This is a genomic window from Natrialba magadii ATCC 43099, assembly GCF_000025625.1.
Taxonomy (GTDB): Archaea; Halobacteriota; Halobacteria; order Halobacteriales; family Natrialbaceae; genus Natrialba; species Natrialba magadii.
In genome coordinates, this window is sequence record NC_013922.1 from 1,956,623 (window position 1) to 1,982,240 (window position 25,618).

The 25,618-nt window shown below is 61.8% G+C and carries 23 protein-coding genes; 11 read left to right on the forward strand and 12 right to left on the reverse strand.

The genetic code is table 11. The features are described from left to right. Positions 1-124: 124 nt before the first annotated feature. A complete protein-coding gene (locus tag NMAG_RS09205) occupies positions 125-703 on the forward strand; it encodes a DUF7090 family protein (protein WP_004267527.1) in 579 nt (192 codons plus the stop codon). 212 nt (positions 704-915) lie between these two features. Here NMAG_RS09205 and NMAG_RS09210 read toward each other — a convergent pair whose 3' ends face one another. The 5 genes from NMAG_RS09210 to NMAG_RS09225 form a co-directional block, all read right to left on the reverse strand. Beyond that, the gene (locus tag NMAG_RS09210) at positions 916-1,704 is read right to left on the reverse strand and encodes a DUF7089 family protein (RefSeq protein ID WP_004267526.1); all 789 of its coding nucleotides are present in this window, start codon (positions 1,702-1,704) and stop codon (positions 916-918) included. After that, positions 1,704-1,793 carry a hypothetical protein gene (locus tag NMAG_RS22835; protein ID WP_004267525.1) on the reverse strand — a complete coding sequence of 30 codons (90 nt, stop codon included), beginning with the start codon at positions 1,791-1,793 and terminating at the stop codon, positions 1,704-1,706. Before NMAG_RS22835 ends, NMAG_RS09210 begins: the two co-directional genes overlap by 1 nt. 204 nt (positions 1,794-1,997) lie before the next feature. Beyond that, complete coding sequence (locus tag NMAG_RS09215; protein WP_004267524.1) at positions 1,998-3,164, reverse strand: OapC/ArvC family zinc-ribbon domain-containing protein; 1,167 nt, start codon at positions 3,162-3,164, stop codon at positions 1,998-2,000. Between the two features lie 30 nt (positions 3,165-3,194). Further along, a complete protein-coding gene (locus tag NMAG_RS09220; RefSeq protein ID WP_004267523.1) occupies positions 3,195-3,602 on the reverse strand; it encodes a DUF2073 domain-containing protein in 408 nt (135 codons plus the stop codon). Between the two features lie 6 nt (positions 3,603-3,608). After that, on the reverse strand, positions 3,609-4,247 hold the full coding sequence (locus NMAG_RS09225; protein WP_004267522.1) for an Era-like GTP-binding protein: 639 nt from the start codon (positions 4,245-4,247) through the stop codon (positions 3,609-3,611). A gap of 1,433 nt (positions 4,248-5,680) precedes the next feature. Between NMAG_RS09225 and NMAG_RS09230 the strand changes: the two genes are divergently transcribed. Together NMAG_RS09230 and NMAG_RS09235 are read left to right on the forward strand one after the other, a co-directional pair. After that, positions 5,681-7,639 (forward strand): Cdc6/Cdc18 family protein, encoded by a 1,959-nt coding sequence (locus NMAG_RS09230; protein WP_004267521.1) that lies wholly within the window; start codon positions 5,681-5,683, stop codon positions 7,637-7,639. Positions 7,640-7,736: 97 nt separating this feature from the next. Next, positions 7,737-8,198, forward strand: a complete 462-nt coding sequence (locus NMAG_RS09235) for a hypothetical protein (RefSeq protein ID WP_004267520.1) — start codon at positions 7,737-7,739, stop codon at positions 8,196-8,198. Positions 8,199-8,287: 89 nt separating this feature from the next. Here NMAG_RS09235 and NMAG_RS09240 read toward each other — a convergent pair whose 3' ends face one another. Beyond that, positions 8,288-9,349, reverse strand: a complete 1,062-nt coding sequence (locus NMAG_RS09240; RefSeq protein ID WP_012996605.1) for a S24/S26 family peptidase — start codon at positions 9,347-9,349, stop codon at positions 8,288-8,290. 129 nt (positions 9,350-9,478) lie between these two features. On the opposite strand from NMAG_RS09240, the gene NMAG_RS09245 reads away from it, so the two are divergent. Beyond that, entirely contained in the window at positions 9,479-11,023 is a 1,545-nt protein-coding gene (locus tag NMAG_RS09245; RefSeq protein WP_004267518.1) for a DNA-directed DNA polymerase II small subunit, read from the forward strand. 53 nt (positions 11,024-11,076) lie between these two features. On the opposite strand, the gene NMAG_RS09250 is transcribed toward NMAG_RS09245, so the two are convergent. Next, complete coding sequence (locus tag NMAG_RS09250; protein ID WP_004267517.1) at positions 11,077-11,523, reverse strand: hypothetical protein; 447 nt, start codon at positions 11,521-11,523, stop codon at positions 11,077-11,079. 278 nt (positions 11,524-11,801) lie between these two features. On the opposite strand from NMAG_RS09250, the gene NMAG_RS09255 reads away from it, so the two are divergent. The 3 genes from NMAG_RS09255 (at position 11,802) to NMAG_RS09270 (ending at position 16,911) form a co-directional block, all read left to right on the forward strand. Further along, the gene (locus NMAG_RS09255; protein WP_004267516.1) at positions 11,802-12,980 is read left to right on the forward strand and encodes an aspartate kinase; all 1,179 of its coding nucleotides are present in this window, start codon (positions 11,802-11,804) and stop codon (positions 12,978-12,980) included. Positions 12,981-13,506: 526 nt separating this feature from the next. After that, positions 13,507-14,859, forward strand: coding sequence for a tryptophanase (locus NMAG_RS09265; RefSeq protein WP_004267514.1), 1,353 nt, complete (start codon positions 13,507-13,509; stop codon positions 14,857-14,859). Positions 14,860-14,976: 117 nt separating this feature from the next. After that, positions 14,977-16,911, forward strand: coding sequence for a Xaa-Pro dipeptidyl-peptidase (locus tag NMAG_RS09270; protein ID WP_004267513.1), 1,935 nt, complete (start codon positions 14,977-14,979; stop codon positions 16,909-16,911). Positions 16,912-17,037: 126 nt separating this feature from the next. Here the strand turns inward: NMAG_RS09270 and NMAG_RS09275 are convergent, their stop codons facing one another. Continuing rightward, entirely contained in the window at positions 17,038-17,412 is a 375-nt protein-coding gene (locus tag NMAG_RS09275; protein ID WP_004267512.1) for a hypothetical protein, read from the reverse strand. A gap of 63 nt (positions 17,413-17,475) precedes the next feature. Beyond that, entirely contained in the window at positions 17,476-18,627 is a 1,152-nt protein-coding gene (locus NMAG_RS09280; RefSeq protein ID WP_004267511.1) for a thiamine ABC transporter substrate-binding protein, read from the reverse strand. A 200-nt stretch (positions 18,628-18,827) separates the two neighbouring features. Here NMAG_RS09280 and NMAG_RS09285 point away from each other — a divergent pair, with 200 nt between their 5' ends. Beyond that, positions 18,828-19,637: a DUF5518 domain-containing protein gene (locus NMAG_RS09285; protein ID WP_004267510.1), complete on the forward strand. Its 810-nt coding sequence runs from the start codon at positions 18,828-18,830 to the stop codon at positions 19,635-19,637. Between the two features lie 42 nt (positions 19,638-19,679). Here NMAG_RS09285 and NMAG_RS09290 read toward each other — a convergent pair whose 3' ends face one another. Beyond that, the gene (locus NMAG_RS09290; protein ID WP_004267509.1) at positions 19,680-21,011 is read right to left on the reverse strand and encodes an ABC transporter permease; all 1,332 of its coding nucleotides are present in this window, start codon (positions 21,009-21,011) and stop codon (positions 19,680-19,682) included. Beyond that, positions 21,011-21,877: an ABC transporter ATP-binding protein gene (locus NMAG_RS09295; protein WP_004267508.1), complete on the reverse strand. Its 867-nt coding sequence runs from the start codon at positions 21,875-21,877 to the stop codon at positions 21,011-21,013. The genes NMAG_RS09290 and NMAG_RS09295 overlap by 1 nt, the downstream gene beginning before the upstream one ends. Positions 21,878-22,002: 125 nt before the next feature. On the opposite strand from NMAG_RS09295, the gene NMAG_RS09300 reads away from it, so the two are divergent. Together NMAG_RS09300 and rpiA are read left to right on the forward strand one after the other, a co-directional pair. Then, positions 22,003-22,869, forward strand: a complete 867-nt coding sequence (locus NMAG_RS09300) for a S24/S26 family peptidase (RefSeq protein ID WP_004267507.1) — start codon at positions 22,003-22,005, stop codon at positions 22,867-22,869. A gap of 236 nt (positions 22,870-23,105) precedes the next feature. After that, complete coding sequence (gene rpiA / locus NMAG_RS09305; RefSeq protein ID WP_191219358.1) at positions 23,106-23,813, forward strand: ribose-5-phosphate isomerase RpiA; 708 nt, start codon at positions 23,106-23,108, stop codon at positions 23,811-23,813. 18 nt (positions 23,814-23,831) lie between these two features. Here the strand turns inward: rpiA and NMAG_RS09310 are convergent, their stop codons facing one another. Continuing rightward, a complete protein-coding gene (locus tag NMAG_RS09310; RefSeq protein ID WP_004267505.1) occupies positions 23,832-24,257 on the reverse strand; it encodes a hypothetical protein in 426 nt (141 codons plus the stop codon). 261 nt (positions 24,258-24,518) lie between these two features. Between NMAG_RS09310 and fni the strand changes: the two genes are divergently transcribed. Further along, positions 24,519-25,586 (forward strand): type 2 isopentenyl-diphosphate Delta-isomerase, encoded by a 1,068-nt coding sequence (gene fni / locus NMAG_RS09315; protein WP_004267504.1) that lies wholly within the window; start codon positions 24,519-24,521, stop codon positions 25,584-25,586. The last annotated feature ends 32 nt before the right edge of the window (positions 25,587-25,618 follow it).

A 25,618-nucleotide genomic window follows, 5' to 3' on the forward strand; every position in this document is an offset into this window, starting at 1 on the left:
GGGCTGGCCGACAACGAAGTGAGACAACGCGAACGCTACGATGACCGCAACAGAGACGCTGGGCCAGCAAATACCCCGGTAGATCCTCACTATTAAGTCCGTTCCAGCAGTTGTTCACTGCAGTATGGATTACACGCTCGAGATCGAGGAGACACCGGACAGCGTACCAGGTGGGACAGGCATTCTCTTGCTCCACCCAAGCACCGGCGAAACGGACCGTATCGACACCGAATTCCTCAAAACCGACACCGATCACTTCCTCGTCGTCTCCACGCGAACCACCGCCCGCGAAGTCAAGCAGAAACTCGAGTACTACGACGTCGACGAAGAGCGCGCCGAAATTTTAGACACCCTGAGCATCGAACACGGCTACTCCCGCCGCAAGAGCGACACCGTCCACTACGTCGCCGCTCCCGACGACGTCGACGGCATCATCGAGCACATCGACGGCTTCCTCGAGAATCACGACGGCAAACTGCGACTCAGTTTCGACTCGATCACCGAACTCGCCTACTACGCTGGCGACGACGAAGCCCTCGAAGCTGTCGACCGCATTCTCGAGCTACTCGAGACGTACGACGCAGTCGGGCTCTTTCATGTCTCGGAAGATCCCCACGAGCCAGAACTTGTCGAGGCGTTCCGTGATCGCTTTGACGGCGTGATCGACCTCGACGAAGATGGCGATGTCGACGCGGAGTTCTAGCGGCTCCTGGACGAACAAGCCAGTCTTCCTGGACGAACAAGCCAGTCTTCCTGGACGAACAGGCCAGCCCTCATGGACGAACAGGCCAGTCTTCCTGGACGAACAGGCCAGCCCTCATGGACGAACAGGCCAGCCCTCATGGACGAACAAGTAGCAGTCGGGCTGAGAATGGATGCCGTACACATCACAGCGCTAGTCGGAGAACTACCCCGTCACTCCGCGAGCGCGTCGAACGTCTTCTCCGCCCACCGGATCGCATACTCCGGCCCGTGATCACGGTAGGCGCTCGTATCCAGCGCGGCGAACGGTGCCGGTAACTCGATCGCGTGTTTGATCGACGCACAGGCGAGTTCGGTCGCGTCCGCGAAGTCCGTCTCGCCGCGCGCGACCGCACGGGGGAGTCCAGCAACCCGGTCCTCGAGTCGTGTTCCCGCGTCCTGCCAGGCGTCACCGAGTTCCGCGCGGTCTGAGTGCTCGTGCCACTCGGCAAAGACCTCCCGGGTCTGGAGTCCCGTCCAGCCGTCGTACAGCGCCGCTGCGATCTGGTAGGTGCTGTTCGGGTCGAGATCGACCGCCTGATCGAGGTCCGCGTACTCGTCTTCGAAAAAGCCGATGAAGTGCTCGGGGGTGTCGAGCCCGAGTTCGACGAACGCCTCTGCGAGGAGGAAGTCGACGAACGACTCCGGCGATCCCTCGACTCTCGGCTTGACGAGGACGATCGGTGGATCGGTCTGGCGCGTCCAGACGACGCTGCCGTCACCGGGCATCCCGATCGTCAGATCGGAACTCGCGTACCGTGACAGCAACGTGGGTGCATCTTCGGGCAGCCACGCCGCTGGATAGCTCGCCGGTTCGAGCGTGTTGACTACGAGACCGAGATCCTCGGCGACCGCCGGTGGAAGTGTCTCGAAGTCACGCTCGCAGTCGAAGACGAGGGCGTCGGGCGCGTGCTCGTCTCGAACTACCTCGACCGGGCGTGAGAGGTCACGAGCCTCGAACATCAGACGAAAACGTTCTGGAAGATCAGTAGGATCGACAGCAGCGCCGATACAGCGACCGTCGTGACGACGACCTTGGTTGCAGTGCTCATGATCGGGAACTGTCGCTCACGTCGCTTAAATCCATCTGTCCCGGCCGAATACTGGGTCCGATAGAAACGCACAATCGAAAATCGAAACTCAGCGCCAGCCAGCAGCGTCGCTCAGAGCAGCGTCACTCAGTCTAGAGTAACACCTGCAACTTACACCTGATCGCACAGTGGTCGTTCGATCAGGTGTGCAGTGGCTACGAGAGCTTACTCTTCGCCACCCTCTCGCCAGGAATCGGGCACGTCGATCACGTACCGACCGTCTTCCTGCAGCGAAATAATGTACTCCTCGCGGTTGTAGAGCTCCATCAGATTGAGTTCGTACTGGCCCGGACGAACGATCTTGATACTCTCGAACTGCTTGTTGAGTTCCTCCCGAAGCTCCTCCATCGACGGACTCTCCCCGCTCGGTTCGCTGACGACGCGGCCGTGTTCCGGCGGGCTATCGCCCGCGCCCGCAGGCAGTTCTTCACCGGCGGATTCCGTGGACGACCCACCGGCAGACTCCGCGGATGGCTCACCAGCGGATTCCGTGGATGTCTCACCAGCGGATTCCGTGGATGTCTCACCAGCGGATTCCGTGGACGGGGCTGTCTCCACAGACCGGTCACCACTCGCCGGTGTCGACTGCGACGACGCACTGGTCGCCGTCCCCGTCGGTAACTCATCGCTCGGAATCACTTCGCTTCGCGCATCCGACTGGGCCGTATTCTCGCTGTCCGCCATCGTCGCCGTCGTACTCGAGTCCGACCGTTGCTGGCGCGGTGCACTCGAAGCGGACCCCCCATCTTCGGATGGTTCGTCCGCGTCGGCGGCTGGACGAGGCGAGGCCTGTTCCCAGGCGGAAGCATCCTCGCTGGCCGACGAGCGGTCTTCCGGACGGCGAGCAGTGTCGGGCCACTCCTTGAAGGAGCCGAACTCGTCTGCGTCGGGGTCGGTGTCTGTAGCTGGCTTCGAAGTTGTACTTGAGCGTGACTTCGAGACCGAATCCGAACCAGAATCCGAACCTGAATCCGAATCCGTACTAGTGGTATCGGTAGCTGCTGTACTCGAATCGGCCTCCGACGCTGGTGAGGTCGGCCACGCCGTCGAGGGGTCAGGTGCGTCCTCAGTATCGTCTCGAGTAACCCAGTCCCGGACCGTTTCAGCTGCGCGGCTCGTGACGCCACTCGAGTCCGTGTTCTGATCGGGGGATGAGTTGGAGTCGGGACGCTGCGTTCCAGTTCCACCAGTGGAATCCGACGCTGCATCCGTGTTCGCCGCCGATGAGGGCGTGAACTGGAACTTGTTCCCGTTGCAGTCGGGACACCCCGAGAGCATCTCCTTGGAGCCGTCGGGGAATGTCCGGCCGCAGTTCGTGCATTCGTGTGGCATTAGTCTCTCACTCTCCTCACTGTCTGTGCGCTAATCACGGGAAACGAGTGCGCTGATGAGTGTTTCGTCCTTGTGGAGTGTCTCGATCTGGTTTGCCGGCCCGATCACGGTCAGCTTCGCCTCGGTCTCGTCCGAACCCATGAGTCGGCCGAGTAGTGACGAGTCGCGGGTCTCCGATTTGGGATACGTCTCGATCTCGATCCCGTTGAACTCGTCCGGGCTGATCTCGGACATCGTGACCTCGATGAGGCGACTCTCTTCGTCCGGGGTAAGCCCCTCCTCGAGGATGACGATGTTTCCGTCGTGAACACCGTCTAAGATCATCCGGATCTTCTCCATCGTCGCCATGCTATCCATGCGCTCGCCGCTGATGAGGTCGATCTGGACGCCGTCGGAGTCCGGCGGATCGGAGTCGTCCGCGTTAGTTGCTGTTGGCATGGGTGCTCACCCGAAGTACTCCGCGATGTTCTCGTAGACTTCGTCCATGTTCTCACCCTCCTTTGCGGACAGCGGGATCGTCTTGTGCTGCGGGAACGCGTCCTCGATTCGCTTGACACTCGAGTCGTCCAGGTCGATCTTGTTCGCGAAGATGAGAACCGGGAGATCCCGAGACTCGATGATACCGATCAACATCGTGTTGACCTGCGTGATCGGATCCTCCGCGCTGTCGAGGACGTAGATAACGCCGTCGACGTCCTCGCGAAGCCAGTGCATGGCCTCGGCGACCCCTTCGGTCGCCTCGCGCGAACGGCGGATGGCGTCGTCCTCCTCCATTTCGTCGGTAAACTCTTCGTAGTCGACTTTCGTCGTGACACCAGGTGTGTCGACGATGTCGATCGTCACCGTCTTACCGTTGCGCTCGATCTCGACATTTTCTTTCCTGCGCGCGCGCCGCGTTTCGTGTGGAACGTGGCTTTCAGTCCCGATCGCATCGCCAGTCCAGTCGCGAGCGATTCGGTTCGCGAGCGTCGTCTTTCCAGCGTTCGGTGGACCATAGATACCGATTCGTTTGGGTTCCTGTTCGGAGAACAGGCGGTCCGTAACCCGAGAGATACTATCTTTGAGTTCTGTGAACAGTCCCATCTGTAGGGCCCTCCAGCACCGCGGGGTGCATCTGCGCGTACTACTGACTGAACTCACTTAAGCCTACGTCAAACGTGTTGATTTTCAGACGAAAAAGCATAGATTCCTGTCAGGTCTGGTCGCATGGTTGAGAAGAGAGTGAGTGTTGTGAGAGCGAGACGGTATGAATTAGCTTCTGGATGGACGGGTTGGCCTATATATAATCCAGAGGCAATATAGAGACGACCGCTGTGACGAGCTGAAATACCATGGGTTCGATAGAGCTAGTATTTCTCATGGGATACTAGATGTAAGTAATCGATACTAGAACACTCTAGACAAATCCTAGGTGGTCAGTTTTCGAATATGTTGGACGAATCCGACGGTGTTCGAACACCCCCACCCCTTCGTTTCAACTGGAGACCAGTGATGGAGTGGGGTTGGAGAGCTGGTGTTGAGCAGCAGTAGCGGGTTCTGTTTCAACTCGAACGGGAGTACAGACGACAACTCGGAAGAAAACGAAGGATGCGAGAAGTCTAGTAATAGATCTCCATAAGAGGGACAGATCTAGTAGCAACTAGCAATAAAACTAACTTCTCTAGTAAAAACATCAATCTGCTAGTGGTACGGTCCTTATTTCTCACCCATCATTATAAATCCTCTCGTTCTAGAAGTCACCCTCCCCCACCCCTCTCTCGACTCTCTCCAGTTGAAACGAAGGGGTGGGGGGCACCACCCCTTTCTCACACAAGTTTCCTGACTCATTGTTGGCAAGACACAATGATGATGATTCACACCCCTTCGTATCATCCCCCACACCACGCTGCATAATCTCTCACCTCACCATCTCCTCTCACCATCTCCTCTCACCAATCTTCTCTCACCAATCTACTTTCACCAGTCCACCTTCCAACTTTCCCAAAAATTCGAACTTCTGGGATCCGAACCTCCTTGAATCCGAACCTCCTGGATTGATCGACCCGAGTAGCCCACAGAAATCACCTCCACATCCACAGTCTGAGGCAGGCACGGGTCTAGGATCGGACGGAGCTGGGACAGGCATGCCCGATTCACAGCGGATCGAATCACGCATAGCTGGTTGCTGCACGAGTTGTAGCTGTCTTCTATTTTCTTCTATACGTGTGCGCGCTAGACCAACAAGATAGACACAGTGACAAGATAGACACAGTGAATACCAGTCTATCCTTTCACTGTTGGTCCAGTAGTTCAGTGTCGCAGTTGCTCACGGATTACTCGGTTCGGTGAACCACTCAACGTCCGTGAAGTGAAGGGAAGAATTTAATATCACCGTCTTCCTCTGTTTCGTTTGCATCAACTGGATCCGGACCGGGTCGTTAGGACTGTAGACTGGCCCCGCTGGCTCGCCTACACCGCTATATCCTCGCCCTCGGGTTCGGATCTGCAGTCGAAACAAGGGGGTACGTGTACGACGAATGTCAGACGACGAAACGGAACAAACAAATTCGAACACGGGCACAGATACCGATTCACACAGCTCACAGCGGGGCGACCGTGCGAGCAGTGATCGTTCCTCTCACCAGTCCGACTTATCTTCTGACGCGAACTCGAACTCGAACTCGAACTCAGACTCTACGTCGAACCGACCAGTGAACTCGAGTGCGAATGCGGACGGTCCCAGAAACAGTACTAGTACCAGTCCCAGTACCAGTACTAATTCCAATACTGCCGGATCTGACAACACTCACGGTTTCTCGACCGATTTCGGTGACACCGACCTTGGTGACGACGGTGAGGACTCAAACCAGGGCCTGTTCGACGACCTCCTGAGTGGCGAACCAATCTTCGAGAACAAGGAGGTCCTTCGGCCATCGTACACACCCCACGAACTTCCCCACCGAAGCGACCAGATCAACAAGATGGCGACCATCCTGGTCGCCGCGCTTCGCGGCGAAACGCCGTCAAACATCCTCATCTACGGGAAGACCGGGACGGGGAAGACCGCGAGCGCGAAGTTCGTCAGCAAAGAACTCGAGAGTACTTCCCAGAAGTACAGCGTCCCGTGTGACGTCGAGTACATCAACTGCGAGGTAACCGACACGCAGTATCGCGTGCTCGCCCAGCTTGCGAACAAGTTCATCGAGAAGAACAAAGCACGAATCGACGACCAGATCGAATCCTTACAGGCGCTCCGTGAGGAGGTTGCGGCGTACGACGAGGCATCAGAACGCCAGGGGAGCACCGACACACCGTCGGCGACCCAGTCCGAATCCGAACACAACAGCAACATTTCGACTGGAAACGATCCCGATCAGATGGCATCTGAGGAGGGCAACAGTTCACATACTCCAGTGGAAAATGGGGGGTACAGTAACAGTAGTGGCGCTTCGGAACGGCGCGAACGCTCGGAGAACGCACAACAATCGCACGGAACGCCACCGCGGCAAACAGCGAATCAGCCACCACACCCACTCGAGGAGACGGCATTCGAATCGGTCGCTGACATCGACGCGCGGATCGAGTCTCTGCGGGAGGACAAGGACTCGTTCGAAGAGGTGCCGATGACCGGGTGGCCCACGGATCGCGTCTACAGCGTCTTCTTCGATGCTGTCGACTACGACGAGCGGGTGGTCGTCATTATGCTCGACGAAATCGACAAACTCGTCGAAAAGAGCGGCGACGACACGCTCTACAATCTTTCGCGAATGAACTCCGAACTCGAGAACTCTCGCGTCTCGATCATCGGCATTTCGAACGACCTCAAGTTCACTGACTTTCTCGACCCACGCGTGAAGTCCAGTCTGGGTGAGGAGGAGATCGTTTTCCCACCGTACGACGCCAACCAGCTCCGGGACATTCTCCAGCATCGTTCCGAAGTCGCGTTCAAAGGGGGCGCGCTGTCTACAGACGTCATCCCGTTGTGTGCGGCCTTCGCTGCACAGGAACACGGGGACGCACGCCGCGCACTCGATCTCCTTCGGACGGCGGGCGAACTCGCAGAACGTTCGCAAGCCGAAACCATCGTCGAAGAGCACGTCCGCCAGGCACAGGACAAGATCGAACTCGACCGTGTGGTCGAGGTTGTTCGGACCCTCCCAACCCAGAGCAAACTGGTCCTGTTTGCAATCATCCTCCTCGAGAAGAACGGTGTACACAGCATCAATACGGGCGAGGTGTTCAATATCTACAAGCGTCTCTGTGAGGAGATCGACGCTGATGTACTCACACAGCGCCGCGTCACGGACCTGATTAGCGAACTCGATATGCTCGGGATCGTCAACGCCGTAGTCGTCTCCAAGGGACGGTACGGCCGAACGAAGGAGATCAGCCTCTCGGTGCCGATCGACGAGACGGAGGCCGTACTGCTCTCTGACTCTCGGCTTTCGGATATCGACGATATTCAGCCGTTCGTGCAGGCGCGCTTCGAGAACTAACACAACGTATCCATCGCAAACGCTTTTTTCGCGCTCTGGTTCCCGCGCATTCGGATTGTCCGAAGAACGCATAACTGCTGAGTCGCTCTCTCAAAGTATGCAGCGACGCACGGTCCTCGCAGGACTTGGGAGCCTTTCCGGACTCCTTGCTTTGAGCGGTTGTCTCTCCGACGATCACGGCGAGATCGACGAGTTCGAACGCGGTGAGATCGAGATCACCATCGATGGGGAGTCAATCGAGTCGATGGACAAAATCCAGTCCGAATACGCTGACAACGACTCGATAGACTTCCACCTGCACGAGTTTGACGACTACTGGTACATGGAAGGCGAGGAGCGAGTGACCGTCGCGGAGGGCCTCACTCTTCTCCCGCATTTCGAGTACGAGCGCGTCGATGATTCGAACGTGGTGACGTTCGACGGAACGGTGTACGACGAACGCGATTCAGAGACGACGATCACAGTCGAAGTCGACGGTGAGGAGGTTGACCCAACGGCCCACGAACTCGCCGATCGTGAGGCGCTCGTACTCGAGATTGAGTCCGGCGAGAGCGACTGACTGCGGTCTTGGTTTGAACGGTCGGCTGTGATCTGTTCCTGATCAGATGTTTCTGGCCGGATATTCCTGGCCGGATATTCCTGGCAGAATTACGCCCGGAAGCGGTGTGCTGCAGCCACGACTCCAGCACCCGCGCTAGCACCGACGCCGAGTCCTGCGTTACTCATGAGCTCGAGCATTTCACCGTCGATCAGTCCCGTCGCACCGGGTGCGATCGGTCCCAGCATGCCGCCGAAGAATTCGTCGAACGCGAGGCGGATGTGGCCGAGCCACGGGATACGGAACATCGCCTTGCCGGTCACCCAGTCGGGATGGACAATCGTCGTCGCGGCTCCGCCCTGGTACTGGTCGTAGCCGTTGTTGTTGTCACCCATCGTGACGAACCCGTCGTGTGGGGCTGGACAGGTCCGTACCTGGTCGCAGGTTGCGCCGCCGACGATCTCCTCGTCTGCCTTCGTGTCGACCCAGTTTTCGCCCTCGTCGACCCAGAAGTGTGCCCGGTGTATCACCGGTGTCTGTCCCGGATCGCCATCCGGCATGAAGACGATGACGTCTCCGGGTTCACCGAACTTCTCGTGGTTGCCGTCCTGGCCGTTCTCGAGTGTTACCACGCCGGTCTCGCCGGCAGGGTCGTCACCGACGAAGCGGTCGTCGTCGACGACGAAGATGAGATCGCCGCGCTCCATGTTGGGTTCCATGCTGCCGCTCTCGACGGCAACGAGTGGCGGCCAGATCCCGCTGACGGCGAAGAGGAGAAGTCCGATCGCGGCAACGATCGCAACGCTGCTTAGAACGTCTCTGACGATGACGACACCCTCGTCGTTCGAGCGCAGAAACCAGCGGATGACACCGTCGTCTTCGATGGTCACGCGGTCGGCGCGATCGCTGGGGTCGTCGCGTGGGTTCGGTCCGGCTTCCCGTCCCCGTCCCTGTTCGCGTTCGCGTTCGTGTTCCCGTTCCCGTTCGTCGTCACGGTCACGATCGGACTCCGTCCCGGTCTCGGACCCGGACTCGTGTTCGTATTCGTGCTCGTGCTCGTGCTCGTGATCGTGATCGTGATCGTGCGCTCGCTCACCGTCGCTCTCGCGATCACGCTCACGACGCCGATCGCCAACATCGTCGTCAGTCCCACCGGGATCAGGGCCGCTCATCATCCCGCTTTTTGCTGGGGGCTACAATCAACCTTCTGCTCAGTCGAACCACGTGAAGCAGTCCAGATCTGTCCCCGCGTTCGTTCTGGATTCGCTATCCTTTTGCCCCAGGTCACGAATACGATTCGTGTGCCACTCGAGGGGCCGGCCCGAATCGTCAGCGAACTTACGAGCCGCGGCTACAACGCTGAGCGCGAGGCAGTGACCCACATCGCTTCGGCGGACCATCCCGCGGCCGTTCTCGAGCAAGTTGTCGAGGAGATGCCTGACGACGCGCTGGTCGTTCGAACGGATCACGTCGAAGCGGTGCTAGCGGCTGACGAAGACCCCTCCGTTTCAACTGGAACTCGTCCCGCAGATCAGCACGACTCGGTGGAGCAAGTTCCAGCTGAAACAGGGGGGTCTGGACCGACCGCAGTCGCCGAGTCGGAGGCAAACGAGCGAATCGAGCGCAACAACGATCCCTCGCTTCGCTCACTCGAGATCGACGGCGACATGACCGGCAACAGTACGGGAACCGGCGAGTACGAGGACTTTGTCGCCGTCTTCCGGGACCGACTCGAGCGCCTCGGCGGAAAGCTCCGCGGGCGAGTCAATCACCGACCTGCAACGGCCATCCAGTCGATGCCGGGCGGTAGCGAGGCAGGAATGGTCGGGCTGGTCAACGACATTCGATCGACGGCGAGCGGCCACTGGCTGATCGAACTCGAGGACGCCACGGGTACGTTCCCGTGGCTGGTGATGAAAGATCGCGAGTTCGCCGATATGGTTGACCAACTGCTCTGTGATGAGGTGCTGGCGATGGAGGGGACCCTCTCGGACGATGCGGGAATCGCCTTCGTCGACTCGATGTACTTCCCGGACGTGCCGCGTACGCACGAGCCATCGACGGCAGACCGCCACGTGCAGGCAGCGCTGATCAGCGACGTCCACGTCGGCAGCCAGGAGTTCATGGCCGACGCCTGGGACGCCTTCGCGGACTGGCTGTACACGGAGCAGGCCCAGCACGTCGAGTACCTGCTAATCGCCGGCGACATGGTCGAGGGCGTGGGCATCTATCCGAACCAGGACGAGGAGCTCGACGTAGTCGACATCTACGAGCAGTACGAGGCCTTCAACGAGCGCCTCAAGCAAGTTCCCGGTGATATAGACATCGTCATGATTCCGGGCAACCACGACGCGGTTCGGCTCGCAGAGCCCCAGCCCGGCTTCGACGACCGGCTTCGCGATATCATGTCCGCCCACGATCCACAGATCGTGAGCAACCCTTCTACCGTTACCGTCGAGGGCGTCTCTATTCTGATGTACCACGGTGTCTCGCTGGACGAGGTCATCGCCGAACTCCCCGAGGAAAAGGCGAGCTACGACGAGCCACACAAGGCGATGTACCAGCTCCTGAAAAAGCGCCACGTCGCACCGCAGTTCGGGGGCCACACTCGCCTTGCACCCGAAGAGGAGGACTTCCTCGTGATGGACGAGGTGCCGGACATCTTCCACACCGGCCACGTCCACAAACTCGGCTTCGGGAAGTACCACAATGTGCTCGCGATCAATTCTGGCTGCTGGCAGGCCCAGACGGACTTTCAGAAGAGCGTCAACATCAACCCCGATTCGGGTTACGCGCCGATTGTCGACCTCGACACGCTGGACGTAACGGTACAGAAATTCAGCTGACAGTCCTTTCGGCGCGATCGCGTCTACGACGGCACGGAATCCGTCAGCACCGGCTACGATGGCTCCAGTCGAAACCGCACCGTCCGCGAGCCGTCGAAGCGTGGTCCGCGCCCCTCTCTCGTGAACCCAAGCTCGTCGGCCGCCGATTCGATCGACTCGTTTTCTGGGGGTGCAAGTACCTCTACCGCCATCGATTCGCGCTCGGCGAACCGAACCGGCTCCGCCAGCAACTGCCGACAGGCCTCACCCGTTCCGTCGAGTTGTGTCACGTGCACCGTATTCTCGCGCGCATCGAAGCTAATGAAGCCGAGCAGGTCCTCCGGATCCGAGCCACCGTACTGCGAGCCCGAACTCGAGACGTCGGCGTTCGGATCGTGGCTCCCGTCCTCCGCGACGCGGACGGTGCGATCGTGGACGAGGTTTCGCATCACGTCGGTCGGCGAGTCAGCGATCGCCGCCAGCGCGTCTGCATCGGCCTCGAGTGCGTCCCGTACGTTCATCGGTGTGTGGTAAAGACACGCACAAATATAAATCCGTCCGCGATTCGACTCCGACTCGCTCGCGTCCCGGGCGGCTGATCCGCTTGTGACAACCGTCTCAGCAGTGCGAACAGTGGCTGGTATCGTTGATGGTCGAAAATGTGCATTTGCCGCCAACAGGGGACAGAACACCGGAAAAATACGTGGAAGGGAACACAGTTATCTGCTCGCTCTGGTAACGAACCCAGTATGAGCCACGCCACCGGTATTCGCTCGACTGACCGCCACGAGGTGTCCCTATGCGTGTTGTAGCCAAGTTCGGGGGGACGAGCCTCGGCAGCGGCGACCGTATTAATCGGGCCGCAAACTCGATCGCGGCCGCCGTCGAAGACGGCCACGAAATCGCTGTCGTCGCGAGCGCGATGGGGTCGACCACTGACGAACTGCTCGACGAGATTTCTTTCGAGACGGACGAAGCCGACCGCGCCCAGATCGTGAGCATGGGCGAACGGACTTCCGTCCGAATGCTCAAGGCCGCGCTCTCGGCCCGCGACATCGACGCCAAATTCTTAGAACCTGGTAGCGAAGGCTGGCCGGTCATCACCGACGAGTACGGCGAAGTCGATGTCGAAGAAACCAACGAGCGCGCCAGAACGGTCGCCGCGGAGATGGACGAAACTGTCCCAGTCCTCACTGGCTTCCTCGCCGAAGGGCCGGATGGTTCGATCACGACGCTCGGCCGCGGCGGCAGCGACACGACCGCCGTGATGATGGGCAAGTACATGGACGCCGACGAGGTCGTCATCGTCACCGACGTCGAAGGCGTCATGACCGGCGACCCGCGGGTCGTCGAAGGGGCACGAAACGTCGGCGAGATCTCCGTCGACGAACTGCGAAACCTCTCGTTCCGCGGTGCTGAAGTCGTCGCTCCCTCCGCACTCTCCTACAAGGACGAGACGCTCAATGTCCGCGTCGTCCACTACCAGCACGGCGACCTCCTCTCGGGCGGCACGAGCATCGAAGGCGAGTTCGAGAACCTCGTCGACCTCCGCGAGCGCCCCCTCGCCTGCCTCACCGTCGCCGGTCGCGCGATCCGCAACGAACCCGGCATCTTCCACCACCTCTCGGCCGCACTGAGCGAGAGTGACGTCAACATCGACGCCGTCGCCAGCGGCATGGACTCGGTCACGTTCTACATCGACGAGGACGAAGCCGAACGCGCCGAGAACATCCTCCACCGCGAGGTCATCGCCCGCGACGAACTCTCGAGTGTCACCGTCGACTCGCCGGTGGCAGTCATCCGCGTGACGGGCGGCGAACTCCCCAATCAGCCCGGTGTCATCAGCGAGATCGTCAACCCGCTCGCCGAGGAGCGCATCCACCTCCAAGACGTCATCACGAGTGCGACCAGCGTTGCGCTGTTCGTCGACTGGAACGACCGCGAGAAGACACTCGAGTTGACGCAGGATCTGTTCTGAGGAATCGACCGGTTTTGTTCTGGCGTTTCGAACGAGTATTTGGTACTTTCACGGGCGAGTGGTGCTGCGTACTCGAGTTGGGACGTGCGTTGCTCCGGTTGGGGTCGTTTTGATGCCCCCGTCGTCCAGTCTGGTCCCGCTTATTTACCTGTTAGTCCGCCTCAGTGGCCGCTACTGAGTTGTGCTACTGAGTTGCTGTAGCGAGTCTTCAGGCCCTACGAGGAGGCCAACGATCGAGAGCGCAAGTCCTGCGTACACCAGCAACCCAGCCGAGGGACCGAAAAAGGTTGCTGCCAGTACGAGATTCATTCCAATGAGTACGAACTTCAAACCTAACATACAACACCTATTGGCCCAATTGACAATAATTTATCTCTTCGTTGTCGTACTCTTCGTGCCCGCTCTCTGTAGCACGCTCACGATTCCGTTCATCAATGTCCCTGTCTGGCCGTAAACGCACTCCTCGAGACGAAAGCGAACACGAGGTTCCAGCTAGACTGAACACGCGTGGCGTTCTCGAGTTGCTATGGTCGCATACAAATCGAAGATGGTCGAGCGAATCCGGCTCCCCTCTCGAGAACAGCGCGAGCGAAATCTCGAGGCCGCCGGCTACAATCTCTTCAATCTCTCCTCGGAGGAGGTCTTCGTCGATCTGCTCACGGACAGCGGCACCGGCGCGATGAGCGACGCCCAGTGGGCCGCCCTGATCCGCGGCGACGAGTCCTACGCTGGCTCCCGCAGTTTCGAGGAACTCGAGGAGGCAGTCGCAGACGTGATGGGATTCTCGAACGTCGTCCCAACCCACCAGGGCCGCGGCGCTGAGAACGTCCTCTACGGGGCGCTCCTCTCGGCTGGCGACGTCGTACCGAACAACACACACTTCGACACGACGCGCGCGCACATCTCGAATCAGGACGCCGATCCGGTCGACTGCCCGATCGACGTCGCGCACGACCCGGATGCCGAGGAGCCGTTCAAGGGGAACTTCTCGCTCGAGCGGGCCCGTGCCGTGGTCGAGGAGCACGGGGCCGAGCGCATCCCGGTCGTCGTCCAGACGATCACGAACAACTCGGCGGCGGGTCAGGCGGTCAGCGTCGAGAACACCCGCAAGGTCCGTGAGTTCGCCGACGAAATCGACGCTACGTTCGTCATCGATGCCTGCCGATTCGCCGAGAACGCCTACTTCGTCAGCCAGCGCGAGGAGGAGTTCGCCGACGCCTCGATCGCCGACATCGCCCGCGAACAGCTCGGTTACGCCGACGCGCTCGTGATGAGCGGCAAGAAGGACGGGCTGGTCAACGCCGGCGGCTTCGTCGCCACCGACGACGACGCGCTGTTCGAGCAGTGCAAGCAGCGCGCGATCCTCTACGAGGGGTTCCCGACCTACGGCGGGATGGCCGGCCGCGACGTGGCCGCGATGGCAGTCGGCCTCCGCGAGGCTGTCGAGGACGCCTATCTCGAGGACCGAATCGAACAGGTCCGCGAGTTCGGTGCACAGCTTGCCGCCGTGGGGGTACCGGTCTACACGCCGACCAGTGGCCACGCGGTGTACGTCGATGCGGGCGAACTCTTCCCACATCTCGACGCCGAGGAGTTCCCCGGCCAGGTGCTCGCCTGCGAACTCTACCGTGAGGGCGGCGTTCGCGGCGTCGAACTCGGCAGTTTCGCGTTCCCAGACACCGACCGGCCGGAACTCGTTCGGCTCGCGGTCCCGCGTCGCACGTATCACCGCGAGCACTTCGATCACGTCGTCGAGACTGCCGAGGCCGTCCTCGAGAAGCGCGAGACAGTTTCCGGACTTCAGCTCGCGAGCGATCCAGTGATGCCTGAAATTAGACACTTTACGGCAGAACTCGAACCGGTCCCGTCCTCACAGTAACCGACTCGGTCTCGGTGCGTTTCGGTTTCCCGTTTCGCAGTAACTGGTCGACTACCTATAGAGAACTCAATACTTCTCGCAAAAGTTACTTATAACTGTCCGTGATTGTCCCTGGTGATGTCTGGAGATGACATACCACACGATGGGGAGTCGAGCGAACACGGACTTACACGCCGTGAGGCACTCGGAACGTACGCCGCTGCCGGAATCGGCGCGGCGATGGTGCCGGGAGCAGCCACCGCAACTGCGGCGACAGACGCCGACGGCCCCGTCTTCGAGGACGGTCGCGCCCAGCCCGTCTTCGACGAGGACGACGTCCTCCGCGAGGAGTTCTGGGTCGAAACGGAGACCGATACGACCAACACCGGCGACCTGGACCGGATTCACGTCGAAATTGCCAGGCCCGAATCGACTGTAGACAGCGACGTCGCGCTGCCGGTGATTATGGAACCCAGTCCGTACTTCGGTGGGCTGGATATGAGCACGGCTGACCTCTACGACGTCGACGTTTCGCTGTACGAACCAGATAAACCGGGTCGCGATACGCAACCGCGGAGCAACACGGCGACCGAGCAGACGATCGACACCGACGATCTGACGGCGTTCAGCGGCAGTGCAACCGATTGGATCGGGCCGAGCACCTACGAGGAGTACTTCGTTCCCAGAGGATTCGTCTTCGCGTACGCCTCCTCGCGCGGCACGCACAAGTCGACCGGTGCGAACACCTGTGGCGACGAACACGAGGTGAACGGCATCAAAGCCGTCGTCGACTGGCTGAACGGCCGCGCGACGGCCTACGACTCCCGCTCCGGCGGCGACCCAGTCGAGGCCGAGTGGACGACCGGAAAGACCGGCATGATCGGCGCGTCGTACAACGGCACGCTCCCGAACGGCGTCGCAGCGACCGGCGTCGACGGTCTCGAGGCCATCGTCCCCGAAGTCGCAATCTCGAGCTGGTATGACTACTTCAGAGCGAACGGCCACGTCGTCGCACCCGGCGGCTGGCAGGGCGAGGATGCCTACCAGCTCGCCGCCTGGGTCACGACCCGGGAGGATCGGGAGGTCGCCGAACCGATCCTCGAGCAGATCGAAGCCGACCAGGGCCGCGAGACTGGCAACTACAACGAGTTCTGGGACGCCCGCAACTACGTCCACGATGCCGACAACGTCGAGGCCGCCGTCCTCATTACCCACGGGCTCAACGACGACAACGTCAAAACCAAGCAGTTCGCCCAGTGGTACGACGCACTGCGAGACGCCGACGTCTCGCGCAAAATCTGGCTCCACCAGGGCGGGCACTCGAGTCCACTTAGCCACCGGCCGGAGGAGTGGCTCGACGAGTTGAACCTGTGGTGGACGCGCTGGCTCTTCGGCGTCGAGAACGACGTGATGGATGGGCCGACGGCGACGGTCCAGCGGGAGGACGACTCCTGGACCACGTACGACGAGTGGCCGGTTCCGGGGACGAGCGAGGCCGAACTCAACTTCACGCCGGGCGGCCGGACGTCGGGTGGGCTCACACTCGAGCACACGCGTGGTCGACCGGTCACCGAGACGGTCGTCGACCCGGCGGAACCGGAAACGCCGGCGGATGACCTGATCGCGGCCGAGGAGTCAGAACACAGGTTGCTGTATACGACGGCGCAACTCGAGGAGGACGTACATCTGAGCGGCACGGTCGAACTCGACGTGCGACTCTCGTTTGACTCGGAATCGGCGAACGTGACGGGTGTACTGGTCGACGTTGGGCCGGACGGGGAGACTGAAATCATCAACCGGGGGTGGATGAACCCCCAGAACCGAAAGTCGGACTCGGAGACGTTCGCTATCCATCCCGGCACGCCATACCGGCTTTCGTTCGACCTCCAGCCGGACGACCACGTCTTCGCGCCGGACCACCGGATCGGTATCGCCGTCCTCTCGACGGACTACGACTTCACGCAGCGGCCACCGGAGGAGAAAGAACTCACGCTCGACGTGAAACAGAGCGCTGCCCGACTGCCGGTCGTCGGCGGTGCGGATGCGCTGAGTGACGCGCTTTCGGACGACTGACGAAGCCGATAGTCACCAGCCCGACGGTTCGGTTTTCGGCTCACGGTTCCCGGTTCCTTGGTCCTTGGTCCTTGGTCCTTGATCCTCGATTCTTCGATTCCTCGATTTTTCAGTGCTCCCGTTCGCTTACCAACTCGAGAGCAGTCCCCGCGCTCGATCACGGATACCCGGCTCCGGTTCGGGCTCCGGCTGGGAACGACTCCGCAGTCCGCGCTTTGCAGCGCTCCGGACTGCCTGGCTTGCCGCTGCGGACTCGGCGGCGTCGAGTGCCCAGTCGGGAACCTGTGACTCGATCTCCGAGCGCTTCTCCGCTTTGAGCTGACTGTACTTTCTGAGTGCGATGCCGACGCCGATGAAGAGCCCGGCGTCCATCAACTCCTGTCTGAACCGATTCTTGTCGTCTCGCACTGCAATCGCTTTGACCAGCGAGAGGACGCCGATTGCGAGGTAGAGTTTCGACGTCTTCGAGGGGTCGCCGCTGAGTATCCGTTGTAGGGCCATGCGCGGCGACGTACCACGCTCGCCGTCTTAAAACTGCACCGAGTTCTCACTGCCTTCTCTGGCTCAATCTCCGATTTCGTCGTCCCAGGTCTCGAGCCAGGTCGCGAACTCTCCCTCAAGGTCGTCGTAGGTGAGCGTTACTGTCTCGTCTGGCTCTACCGCGTTCTCGAGGAACGTCGCATCGAGGTCGACGTACTCGTCACTGACGGCGGGGAACTGCGCGTTTCGCGTCGCGAGCTCCGCCTGTGCCGTCTGGGACAACAGGAGGTCGACGAACTCGTAAGCGAGTTCCGTCCGCGTCGCGTCCGCGAAGATCGCTGCCCCCTCAGTACTCCGATATCCCGCGTTGTCAAGCGGTGCGACCTGGTGGCGCTGCATGTCTCGATCAGTCGCGGCCGCAACCACCTGATCCGTCGAGTACGAGACCACCATCGGGCGCTCACCTTCGAGATAGGCATCCCGGTAGGCGTCCGTCCAGCGTTCCTCGATGCGAACGCCGTTCGCCTGCAACTCCTCCCAGAAGGAGAGCATGCCAGAGCCGGACCCGTACTCCGCGACCGTCCATAGGAAAAACGCCTGCCCCGGATTTGACACACGCGGATCCTGCGCGAGCAACGTGTCCGCGTACGCCGAATCAAGGAGGTCGTCGAACGTCTCGGGTGGGGACTCGAGTACCGTCTCGTCGTAGACGAGCGAGAGGTAGCTGGTGCCCACGGGGAGTACGCGGTCGCGCGGGTCGTCGAAGGCGAGGTCGGACTGGATTCGGTCGGCGTGCTCGAGACGGTCGCGCTCGAGCGATTCGAACAGTCGCGTGTCGCCGTGGGCGTCGAGGACGGAGTCGACGAGTGCGAGTTCGCTCGCGGTGAGGCCGAGGATGACGTCGGTGTCGATGTCGGCGTCGAGACGGGCGCGCTGGATGTAGTGTTCGATGCCGGATTCGGGGACGGTCCACTCGATCTCCTCCTCGAACTCTTCTTCGACGGTTTCTCGGAACCAGTCACCGGCGGGGCTGGGGGCTTGATCGGGATCGGGATTGGGATCGGAGTCGGTATCAGGGTCGGAGTCTGAGCCGGTCGCGAAGGAAGTGTAGGTCGCGACTCGCAGCGGCCCCGTTTCGGCGGCGTGTTCTTCGTTCTCGCCGTTACGGGTCAGACAGCCAGCGAGTGCGGTGACCGAGCCGCCGCCGACGCCGTGGACGAACGTCCGTCGGTCCATTAGTCGCATATTATGCCGCGCGGGCTTAAGGTCCCTGCCCGCTCACAGCGTTCGTCCAGCAGTAGTCCAGCGCTCGCCCACCGGTAGTCGTCGCTTTCTGTGTCCAGCGGTCCGGTAGTGTGGGTCTGCTCCCCCGAAACAGTCCGCAACGGTCTGTTTCGACCACCGACACTTTTCTCGCTGCTCGTCGTTGGTTGCGTATGAGTCGTGGCCGAACTGCTATCAACGCGCTCATCGGTGCCGTCGTCGCCGTTGTCCTCTCGTTTATCCCCTTCTCGACGATCATCGGGGGCGCAGTCGCCGGCTTTCTCGAGGGGCCGGAAACGAGAGACGGTGTCCTCGCCGGGGCGCTCGCCGGTGCGATCATGTTCGTGCCGGTCGTCGGCATTGCCCTCTTCTTCCTCGGATTTATGGGATTTGGCTTCGGCGTCGCTGCCGTCCCGTTCGAGGGCTTTGTCGTCGTGCTTGCCTTCTTCGGACTGCTCTCGACGGTCGTCTTGCTCTACACCGTTGGCCTCTCGCTACTCGGCGGTGTCCTCGGATCGTACCTCGCCCGCGAGTTCCCGTCGGCGCGACACCGAACCAACCAGACGCTCGGGACGGAGCCGCCCCGGCGTGAGGGGCCACGCGGTCGCCGCGTGCGCTCGCCACGGGCTTCGCGCGCCACCGGACCCACGGACTCGTCCGCGACACACCCCGCCCGCGCTGACCGCTCGCGGTCGCCTCCCAACGGGCCACCTTCGTCTGATCGATTGGACCGTTCTACTCGTCCCGACCGCTACGGATCTACAGCCACCGACCACCGCGCTCGCTCAGATACGAATCGCGACCAGGACGAAACTCGCGAACGCGGTCGAGCCACCGACACTGAGTCACCCGCTGATACTGACACAGGGGACCGCCCCGACCGAGAGGCGGCACGCTGGCATGGGGATGACGACGATGCCACGGACGCCGACAACGCTGCAGGAGACGATCAGGTAATTGACGACAACCGAGACCGGGACTGATTCGGTTCTGGTTCCGGTTCTGGTTCTTCCCGTCTATCGTCCTCACTCGTACCGAAGCGCGTCGATCGGATCCGTTCGGGCCGCCCGCCAGGCGGGATAGAGCCCCGAGAGAACGCCGACGAGGATTCCCACGGCGACAGCGAGCGCGACGTACTCGTAGGGATAGACGAGCGGAATATCGATGTACCACGCCCCGGCGTACCCAACGGCGAGTCCGAGTACCGTGCCGAGGATGGCACCGATGATTCCCAGCACCACCGCTTCCGTCAGGAACAGGCCCAACACGTCCCGGTTCTGCGCACCAACGGCCTTCATAATCCCGATCTCACGGGTCCGCTCGGTGACGCTGACCAGCATAATGTTCGCGATGCCGATCGAACCAACGACGAGCGAGATAGCCGCGATGCCGACGATGAAGTTTTGCAGCAGGTCGAGTATGTCCTGTAGCTGCTGGAGCAACTCGGTGCTCGTCTGCATGGTGATCTCGAGGTCGTCGCCGAGCAACTCACTCGCGTCGGAGTCGTCGCTCTCGAGTACGGCGAGTGCGCTGTCGCGAGCCTGGTCGATATCCCCCTCGTCGGCAGACGGTGCCTCGACGACGATTGCGAGGAATCTGGCGTCCTCGGCGGTTGCTGCATCGCCGTCATCGCCGTCGGCTGGATCCGCCTCGTCCGCTTCGTCTTCAGCTGCTTCGTCACCACCAAACCCGGCACCGATCCCGTCTACCTCCTCCGTGTAGTAGGGGTCCGTCGGCACGTACACCCGTGGCGACGGCTCGAACCCTTCGAACGGACTCAGTCCCTCAGAACTGTCCGTGATCCCGACGACAGTCACCGACGTCTGCTCGCCGCCCTGCCTGACGATGGTCAACTCGTCGCCGACGGAGACGTTCTCCTCGAACTGGCCGGCCACTGCCGGGTTGATCACTGCCTCACGTTCGCCCATCTCGAACTGCCGACCCTCGTCGATCGTCGCCGGTCTGATGTACGGTGGTCCCGCGGCGATCAGCGCATCGCTCTGTGGCGTTAGCTCACCGTCGTAGGCGAGCGCCTGCGTCGAAATCGGCATATAGCCGTAGGCCGCGTCGACGTCCTCGAGTTCGTCCACCTGTTCGAGATCGTCCTGCGTGAACACCGGTTGCGCACCGGCGAGTGGGCCACCTTCCGTGTCTGGATCGGCGGCCCACCCGTAGAGATTCCGCTGATCGTCCGGGCTGATGTCGCCGAGCAGGCCGGCCTGCAGGCTCGCACCCAGCGTAACGAACGCGATCACCGCCGCGATACCGATGATAATCCCAAGGGTCGTCAGCGCCGAGCGCAACCGATGGCTCCCGATCGAGCGCCAGGCGAGTCGACCGAACTCGAGTGGCCGCATCAGCTGTCTGCTCCGGTTGGTGAGTCTGGTCCCGAGTCTGATCCTGACTCTGTGTCTGAGCCTGCTCCTCCTGCCCCCGGGCTTGAGCCTGACTCTGGCCCTGACCCCGCCTCCCCGGTCTCTTCGATGCGCTCGTCAGAGCCGTATGCCGGGCCTGGTTCCGAACGCGGCTCACTCCCGTCGAGCTCCTCGATCCGTTCAATCTGCCCGTCCAGCAGATGGACGATCCGCTCTGCACGTGATGCCACGTGGCGTTCGTGAGTCACGACGAGCATGGTGGTACCGGCGTCGTGGAACTCGTCGAAGAGGTCGAGCACGTCGGCCTCAGTCTCGGTGTCTAAGTTCCCCGAGGGCTCGTCTGCCAGGACAATCGTTGGATCGTTCACCAGCGCACGAGCGAGGGCGACGCGCTGGCGCTGGCCGCCAGAGAGTTCGTTCGGCATGTGATCCGTTCGGTCGCCGAGTCCGACGCGCTCGAGTAACTCGCGTGCGCGGTCGGTTCGTTCACCTCGACTGATCCCCTGAAAGAGCTGTGGCAGGGCGACGTTCTCGAGTGCCGTAAGCCGCGGCATCAGGTTGAACGTCTGGAAGACGAAGCCGACGGTCGTTCCCCGGAGGGTGGTCCGCTCGCGGTCGTCGAGTGCGCCCACGTCCTGCCCGCCGACGACGACGGTGCCGTCGGTGGGGGTGTCGAGACAGCCGACGAGATTCATCAGCGTCGACTTGCCGGAGCCGCTGGGTCCCATAATCGCGGTGTAAGAGCCCTCCGGAATCTCGAGGGTGACGCCGTCGAGCGCGTGGACGGGCTCGGCCAACTGGTAGGTTTTACGGACGTTCTCGAGGCTGACTGCAGTCCCCGTCGCCATGGGTGTTTGACCACGGTGGGTGTGAAAAAGGTTCGCTGCGGTTGCAGCGCCACAGATCGCGCGTTTCAGCCGATGGTGTTGAAAATACAAAACGTTGACTTGCCGTGGTCTCGGACAGTACCTCAATGAGCGACCGTCCTCGCTCTGATTCCCCCTCCGATTCGGCGGCCGACTCGAGTACGCGCTCGTGTCCAGACTCGGTTCCACGTTCGAGTGCAGACTCAGGTCCACCTTCGAGTTCGGCTTCGGATGCGCCCCCAGCCGATACCGCTGCCCCCTCGAGTGCTCCTGCCGCCAGCCCCAGTGACGGATTCGGTCGCTGGCTGCTCCGCTCGGACGATACCCGCGCCGTCGCGTGCAGAGACGCCGCGAGTGTCGTTGCCGTCGTCGGACTGGTCGGCCTGTTGCTCGTCGCGTTCAGCGGCGTCTGGCCGCCCCTGGCCGCAGTCGAGAGCGGGAGCATGGAACCGAACGTAGACACCGGTGACCTCGTCTTTGTCACCGACAGTGACCGGTTCGTCGGCAGCGAGGCCGTCGGCGAGACCGGCGTCGTCACCCGGGACGCCGCACTGAGCGGTGATGGTACTCACCTTCGGTTCGGCGAACCCGGTGACGTCATCGTTTTCGCGCCCGACGGCGACGAAAGCGAGACGCCAGTCATCCACCGCGCACACTTCTGGGTCGAGGAAGGCGAAAACTGGGTCGAGACGAAGGCGGACGACGACGCACTCGGCGATAGAACGTGTGCGGCGCTGCACTCGTGTCCGGCACCCCACGACGGCTTCGTCACGAAGGGCGATGCGAACAGCCTGTACGACCAGGTTGAGGGCCAGTACGCAGACACAACCGTCGTCAAATCCGAGTGGGTCACCAGCAAGTCCGTCGTCCGCCTCCCGTGGCTCGGCCAGGTTCGCGTCGCACTCGAGTCCCTGTTCGCAGTCACGACCTCGCCGCCGCTGGCTGGCTCCCAGCTCGTGGCGTCGTTCGGGTAGTGCCCGTGCTACGGACTACTTGCGGGTTGTCTCCTCGTCCTCGTCCGCGCTTCTCGTACGAGCACTGTGACCAGCGCGACAGCGGACGACGCGACCAGCGCGACAGCGGACGACGCGACCAGTGCGACAGCGGACGACGCGACCAGTGCGACACGAAGCATGACACGAAAACGCGACCAGCGCGACACGAGATGTACAACGTTTTTCTCCTCGCCGCTCGCCTGACGAACCAGACCATGAAGACCGAGGGCGGGAGCGACACGGCGAAGCAACACGCAGGCGAGCGGGCGGCCGACGCCGTCGAGGACGGCACCGTTGTCGGCCTTGGAACCGGCTCGACGGCCGCCTACGCAATCGAAGCCATCGGACAGGCCGTCGCCGACGGCCTCGACGTTCGGGCCATCCCCACGTCGTTCCAGTCGCGCCAGTTGGCACTCGAGTACGACATTCCACTGACGACACTCGACGCCGTCGACGGCGTGGATCTCGCGATCGACGGCGCGGATCAGGTGGTTGACGATCCCGAGTCGGCCGCACACGGCGCACTCATCAAGGGTGGCGGGGGCGCACATGCCCGCGAGAAACTCGTCGATGCGGCCGCGGACCGGTTCCTCGTCGTCGCCGATCCGTCGAAGCTCACGACCGACCTCGACCGGTCGGTTCCACTCGAAGTGCTCCCCGACGCTCACACCGTCGTCACCGAGCGCGTTCGGGCACTGGACGGCGAGCCAACGCTTCGCGACGCCGAGCACAAGGACGGTCCAGTCGTCACCGACAACGGAAATCTACTCCTCGACTGTGAGTTTGGCACAATTGCAGATCCAGACGCGCTCGCGACCACACTCGCTTCGATTCCGGGCGTCGTCGAACACGGCCTGTTCGTCGGACTGGCTGACGTTACCTACATCGGAACGGCCGATGGTGTGGACGTTCGGACGTACTGATTTCAGGTCTTTTGCTGCTCAGATGGTGTCTTCGCCCTCCTGCTTCTCAGTAGACGCTGGTGCATCCGCCCGCCCAGCAGCCAGCGCAGCCACCAGATAAACCACGCCCAGCGCACGCGTGAGCGGCCCCAGCCACGGCTTCACCTCGATGTCGTCCGGATTCTCGTAGGCGACTCTGAGGCCGAACTCGAGTGCGGACCGCGGTACGAGCGCCATCGCGAGACCGAGGCCGGCAAGCAGCGGTCGGGCGACGGCGGGTGGACCGCGACGACGGGTGCCAGCCCAGATGAAGACGAGGGCCTCGAGACGGGCCATTGGAATTGTCCAGCGTCTGAGTCGACCCTCACCCGGGTTTTCGAAGGCGATTCCCTCTGCAGCGCGGATAATTCGTCGCGGCGCAGCGAACTCGAGAATGCCGATCCCGGTCAGGAGGTGGCGGAGCATAGGCGGTGATTTGACGGGGAGCGCCAAAAGCGTGTGTCTGGTGTGATATACTGAGGGACCGGCAGTTATGGAGGTGGTCGGAGTGGTGGCGAGTGTGATGATGGTAGCGGGAACAGAAGTGAGCAGGTAGCACAGGCGGAACAAGTAGAATCGGTGATGGGTGGGAACGAATAGAACTCGAGACTCGAGTCCCCCACCCGCGCACCGAGAATGGACACCTTTTCAATACCGACTCCCTCACCTTCGGATGGAGACGATTCGATGCCCGAAACATCCGACAGGAAAGACGACCACATCCGCATCATCGAGGAGGAAGACGTCGAGACGGCAGGCACCGGTTTTGCCGACATCGACCTCGTCCACGAGGCACTGCCGGAGATTCACCGCGACGAAATCGACACCACGATCGAACTGTTCGGGCACGAGTTAGCGGCCCCGATCGTTATCGAGAGCATGACCGGCGGCCACCCAAACACGACCAAAATCAACCGCGCACTCGCCGAAGCCGCCCAGGAGATGAACATCGCCATGGGCGTCGGCAGCCAGCGTGCCGGCATCGAACTCGACGACGAGGACCTACTCGAGTCCTACACCGTCGTCCGCGACGTCGCACCCGACGCGTTCCTCTACGGTAACGTCGGCGCGGCACAGCTACTCGAGTACGATGTCGAGGACGTCGAGGCGGCCGTCGAGATGATCGACGCCGACGCGATGGCGATCCACCTCAACTTCTTACAGGAGGCCGTCCAGCCGGAAGGCGACATCGACGCCCGCGGCTGTCTCGCCGAAATCGGCCACGTCGCGAGCGATCTCTCGGTGCCGGTCGTCGTCAAGGAAACGGGCAACGGCATCTCGCGCGAGACCGCGAGCCGCCTCACCGACGCCGGCGTCGACGCCATCGACGTCGCCGGCCAGGGCGGCACCACGTGGTCCGGCATCGAATCCTATCGCGCCGCCGCCGTCGGCGCGTCCCGCCAGGAGAAGATCGGGCAACTGTTCCGCGCCTGGGGCGTCCCGACTGCCGTGAGTACACTCGAGTCCGCCGCGGTGCACGATTGCGTGATCGCGAGCGGTGGCGTCCGCTCGGGGCTCGACATCGCGAAGGCGATCGCCCTCGGCGCTCGTGCAGGTGGCCTCGCGAAGCCGTTCCTCGGCCCGGCGGGCCAGGGCACCGACGCAGTCGTCGACCTGATCGAGCAACTCGAACTCGAGTTGCGGACGGCAATGTTCGTCACGGGATCGGCCTCCGTCGCTGACTTGCAGGAGGCAGAGTACGTCGTTGGCGGCCGAACGAAGCAGTATCTCGACGAGCGCCGTCGAGACCGATAAGCGTCGACCACGCTGCACTCGAGTAGTGTTTT

Coding starts and splice junctions, on each gene's coding strand:
- NMAG_RS09230 (WP_004267521.1), top strand. CDS start 5,681: ATGTCAGACGACGAAACGGAACAAACAAATTCGAACACGGGCACAGAT.
- NMAG_RS09225 (WP_004267522.1), bottom strand. CDS start 4,247: ATGGGACTGTTCACAGAACTCAAAGATAGTATCTCTCGGGTTACGGAC.
- NMAG_RS09215 (WP_004267524.1), bottom strand. CDS start 3,164: ATGCCACACGAATGCACGAACTGCGGCCGGACATTCCCCGACGGCTCC.
- NMAG_RS09265 (WP_004267514.1), top strand. CDS start 13,507: ATGGTCGCATACAAATCGAAGATGGTCGAGCGAATCCGGCTCCCCTCT.
- NMAG_RS09220 (WP_004267523.1), bottom strand. CDS start 3,602: ATGCCAACAGCAACTAACGCGGACGACTCCGATCCGCCGGACTCCGAC.
- rpiA (WP_191219358.1), top strand. CDS start 23,106: ATGAAGACCGAGGGCGGGAGCGACACGGCGAAGCAACACGCAGGCGAG.
- NMAG_RS09280 (WP_004267511.1), bottom strand. CDS start 18,627: ATGGACCGACGGACGTTCGTCCACGGCGTCGGCGGCGGCTCGGTCACC.
- NMAG_RS09255 (WP_004267516.1), top strand. CDS start 11,802: ATGCGTGTTGTAGCCAAGTTCGGGGGGACGAGCCTCGGCAGCGGCGAC.
- fni (WP_004267504.1), top strand. CDS start 24,519: ATGCCCGAAACATCCGACAGGAAAGACGACCACATCCGCATCATCGAG.
- NMAG_RS09270 (WP_004267513.1), top strand. CDS start 14,977: ATGTCTGGAGATGACATACCACACGATGGGGAGTCGAGCGAACACGGA.
- NMAG_RS09205 (WP_004267527.1), top strand. CDS start 125: ATGGATTACACGCTCGAGATCGAGGAGACACCGGACAGCGTACCAGGT.
- NMAG_RS09290 (WP_004267509.1), bottom strand. CDS start 21,011: ATGCGGCCACTCGAGTTCGGTCGACTCGCCTGGCGCTCGATCGGGAGC.
- NMAG_RS09250 (WP_004267517.1), bottom strand. CDS start 11,523: ATGAACGTACGGGACGCACTCGAGGCCGATGCAGACGCGCTGGCGGCG.
- NMAG_RS09275 (WP_004267512.1), bottom strand. CDS start 17,412: ATGGCCCTACAACGGATACTCAGCGGCGACCCCTCGAAGACGTCGAAA.
- NMAG_RS09240 (WP_012996605.1), bottom strand. CDS start 9,349: ATGAGCGGCCCTGATCCCGGTGGGACTGACGACGATGTTGGCGATCGG.
- NMAG_RS09285 (WP_004267510.1), top strand. CDS start 18,828: ATGAGTCGTGGCCGAACTGCTATCAACGCGCTCATCGGTGCCGTCGTC.
- NMAG_RS09210 (WP_004267526.1), bottom strand. CDS start 1,704: ATGTTCGAGGCTCGTGACCTCTCACGCCCGGTCGAGGTAGTTCGAGAC.
- NMAG_RS09295 (WP_004267508.1), bottom strand. CDS start 21,877: ATGGCGACGGGGACTGCAGTCAGCCTCGAGAACGTCCGTAAAACCTAC.
- NMAG_RS22835 (WP_004267525.1), bottom strand. CDS start 1,793: ATGAGCACTGCAACCAAGGTCGTCGTCACGACGGTCGCTGTATCGGCG.
- NMAG_RS09310 (WP_004267505.1), bottom strand. CDS start 24,257: ATGCTCCGCCACCTCCTGACCGGGATCGGCATTCTCGAGTTCGCTGCG.
- NMAG_RS09300 (WP_004267507.1), top strand. CDS start 22,003: ATGAGCGACCGTCCTCGCTCTGATTCCCCCTCCGATTCGGCGGCCGAC.
- NMAG_RS09235 (WP_004267520.1), top strand. CDS start 7,737: ATGCAGCGACGCACGGTCCTCGCAGGACTTGGGAGCCTTTCCGGACTC.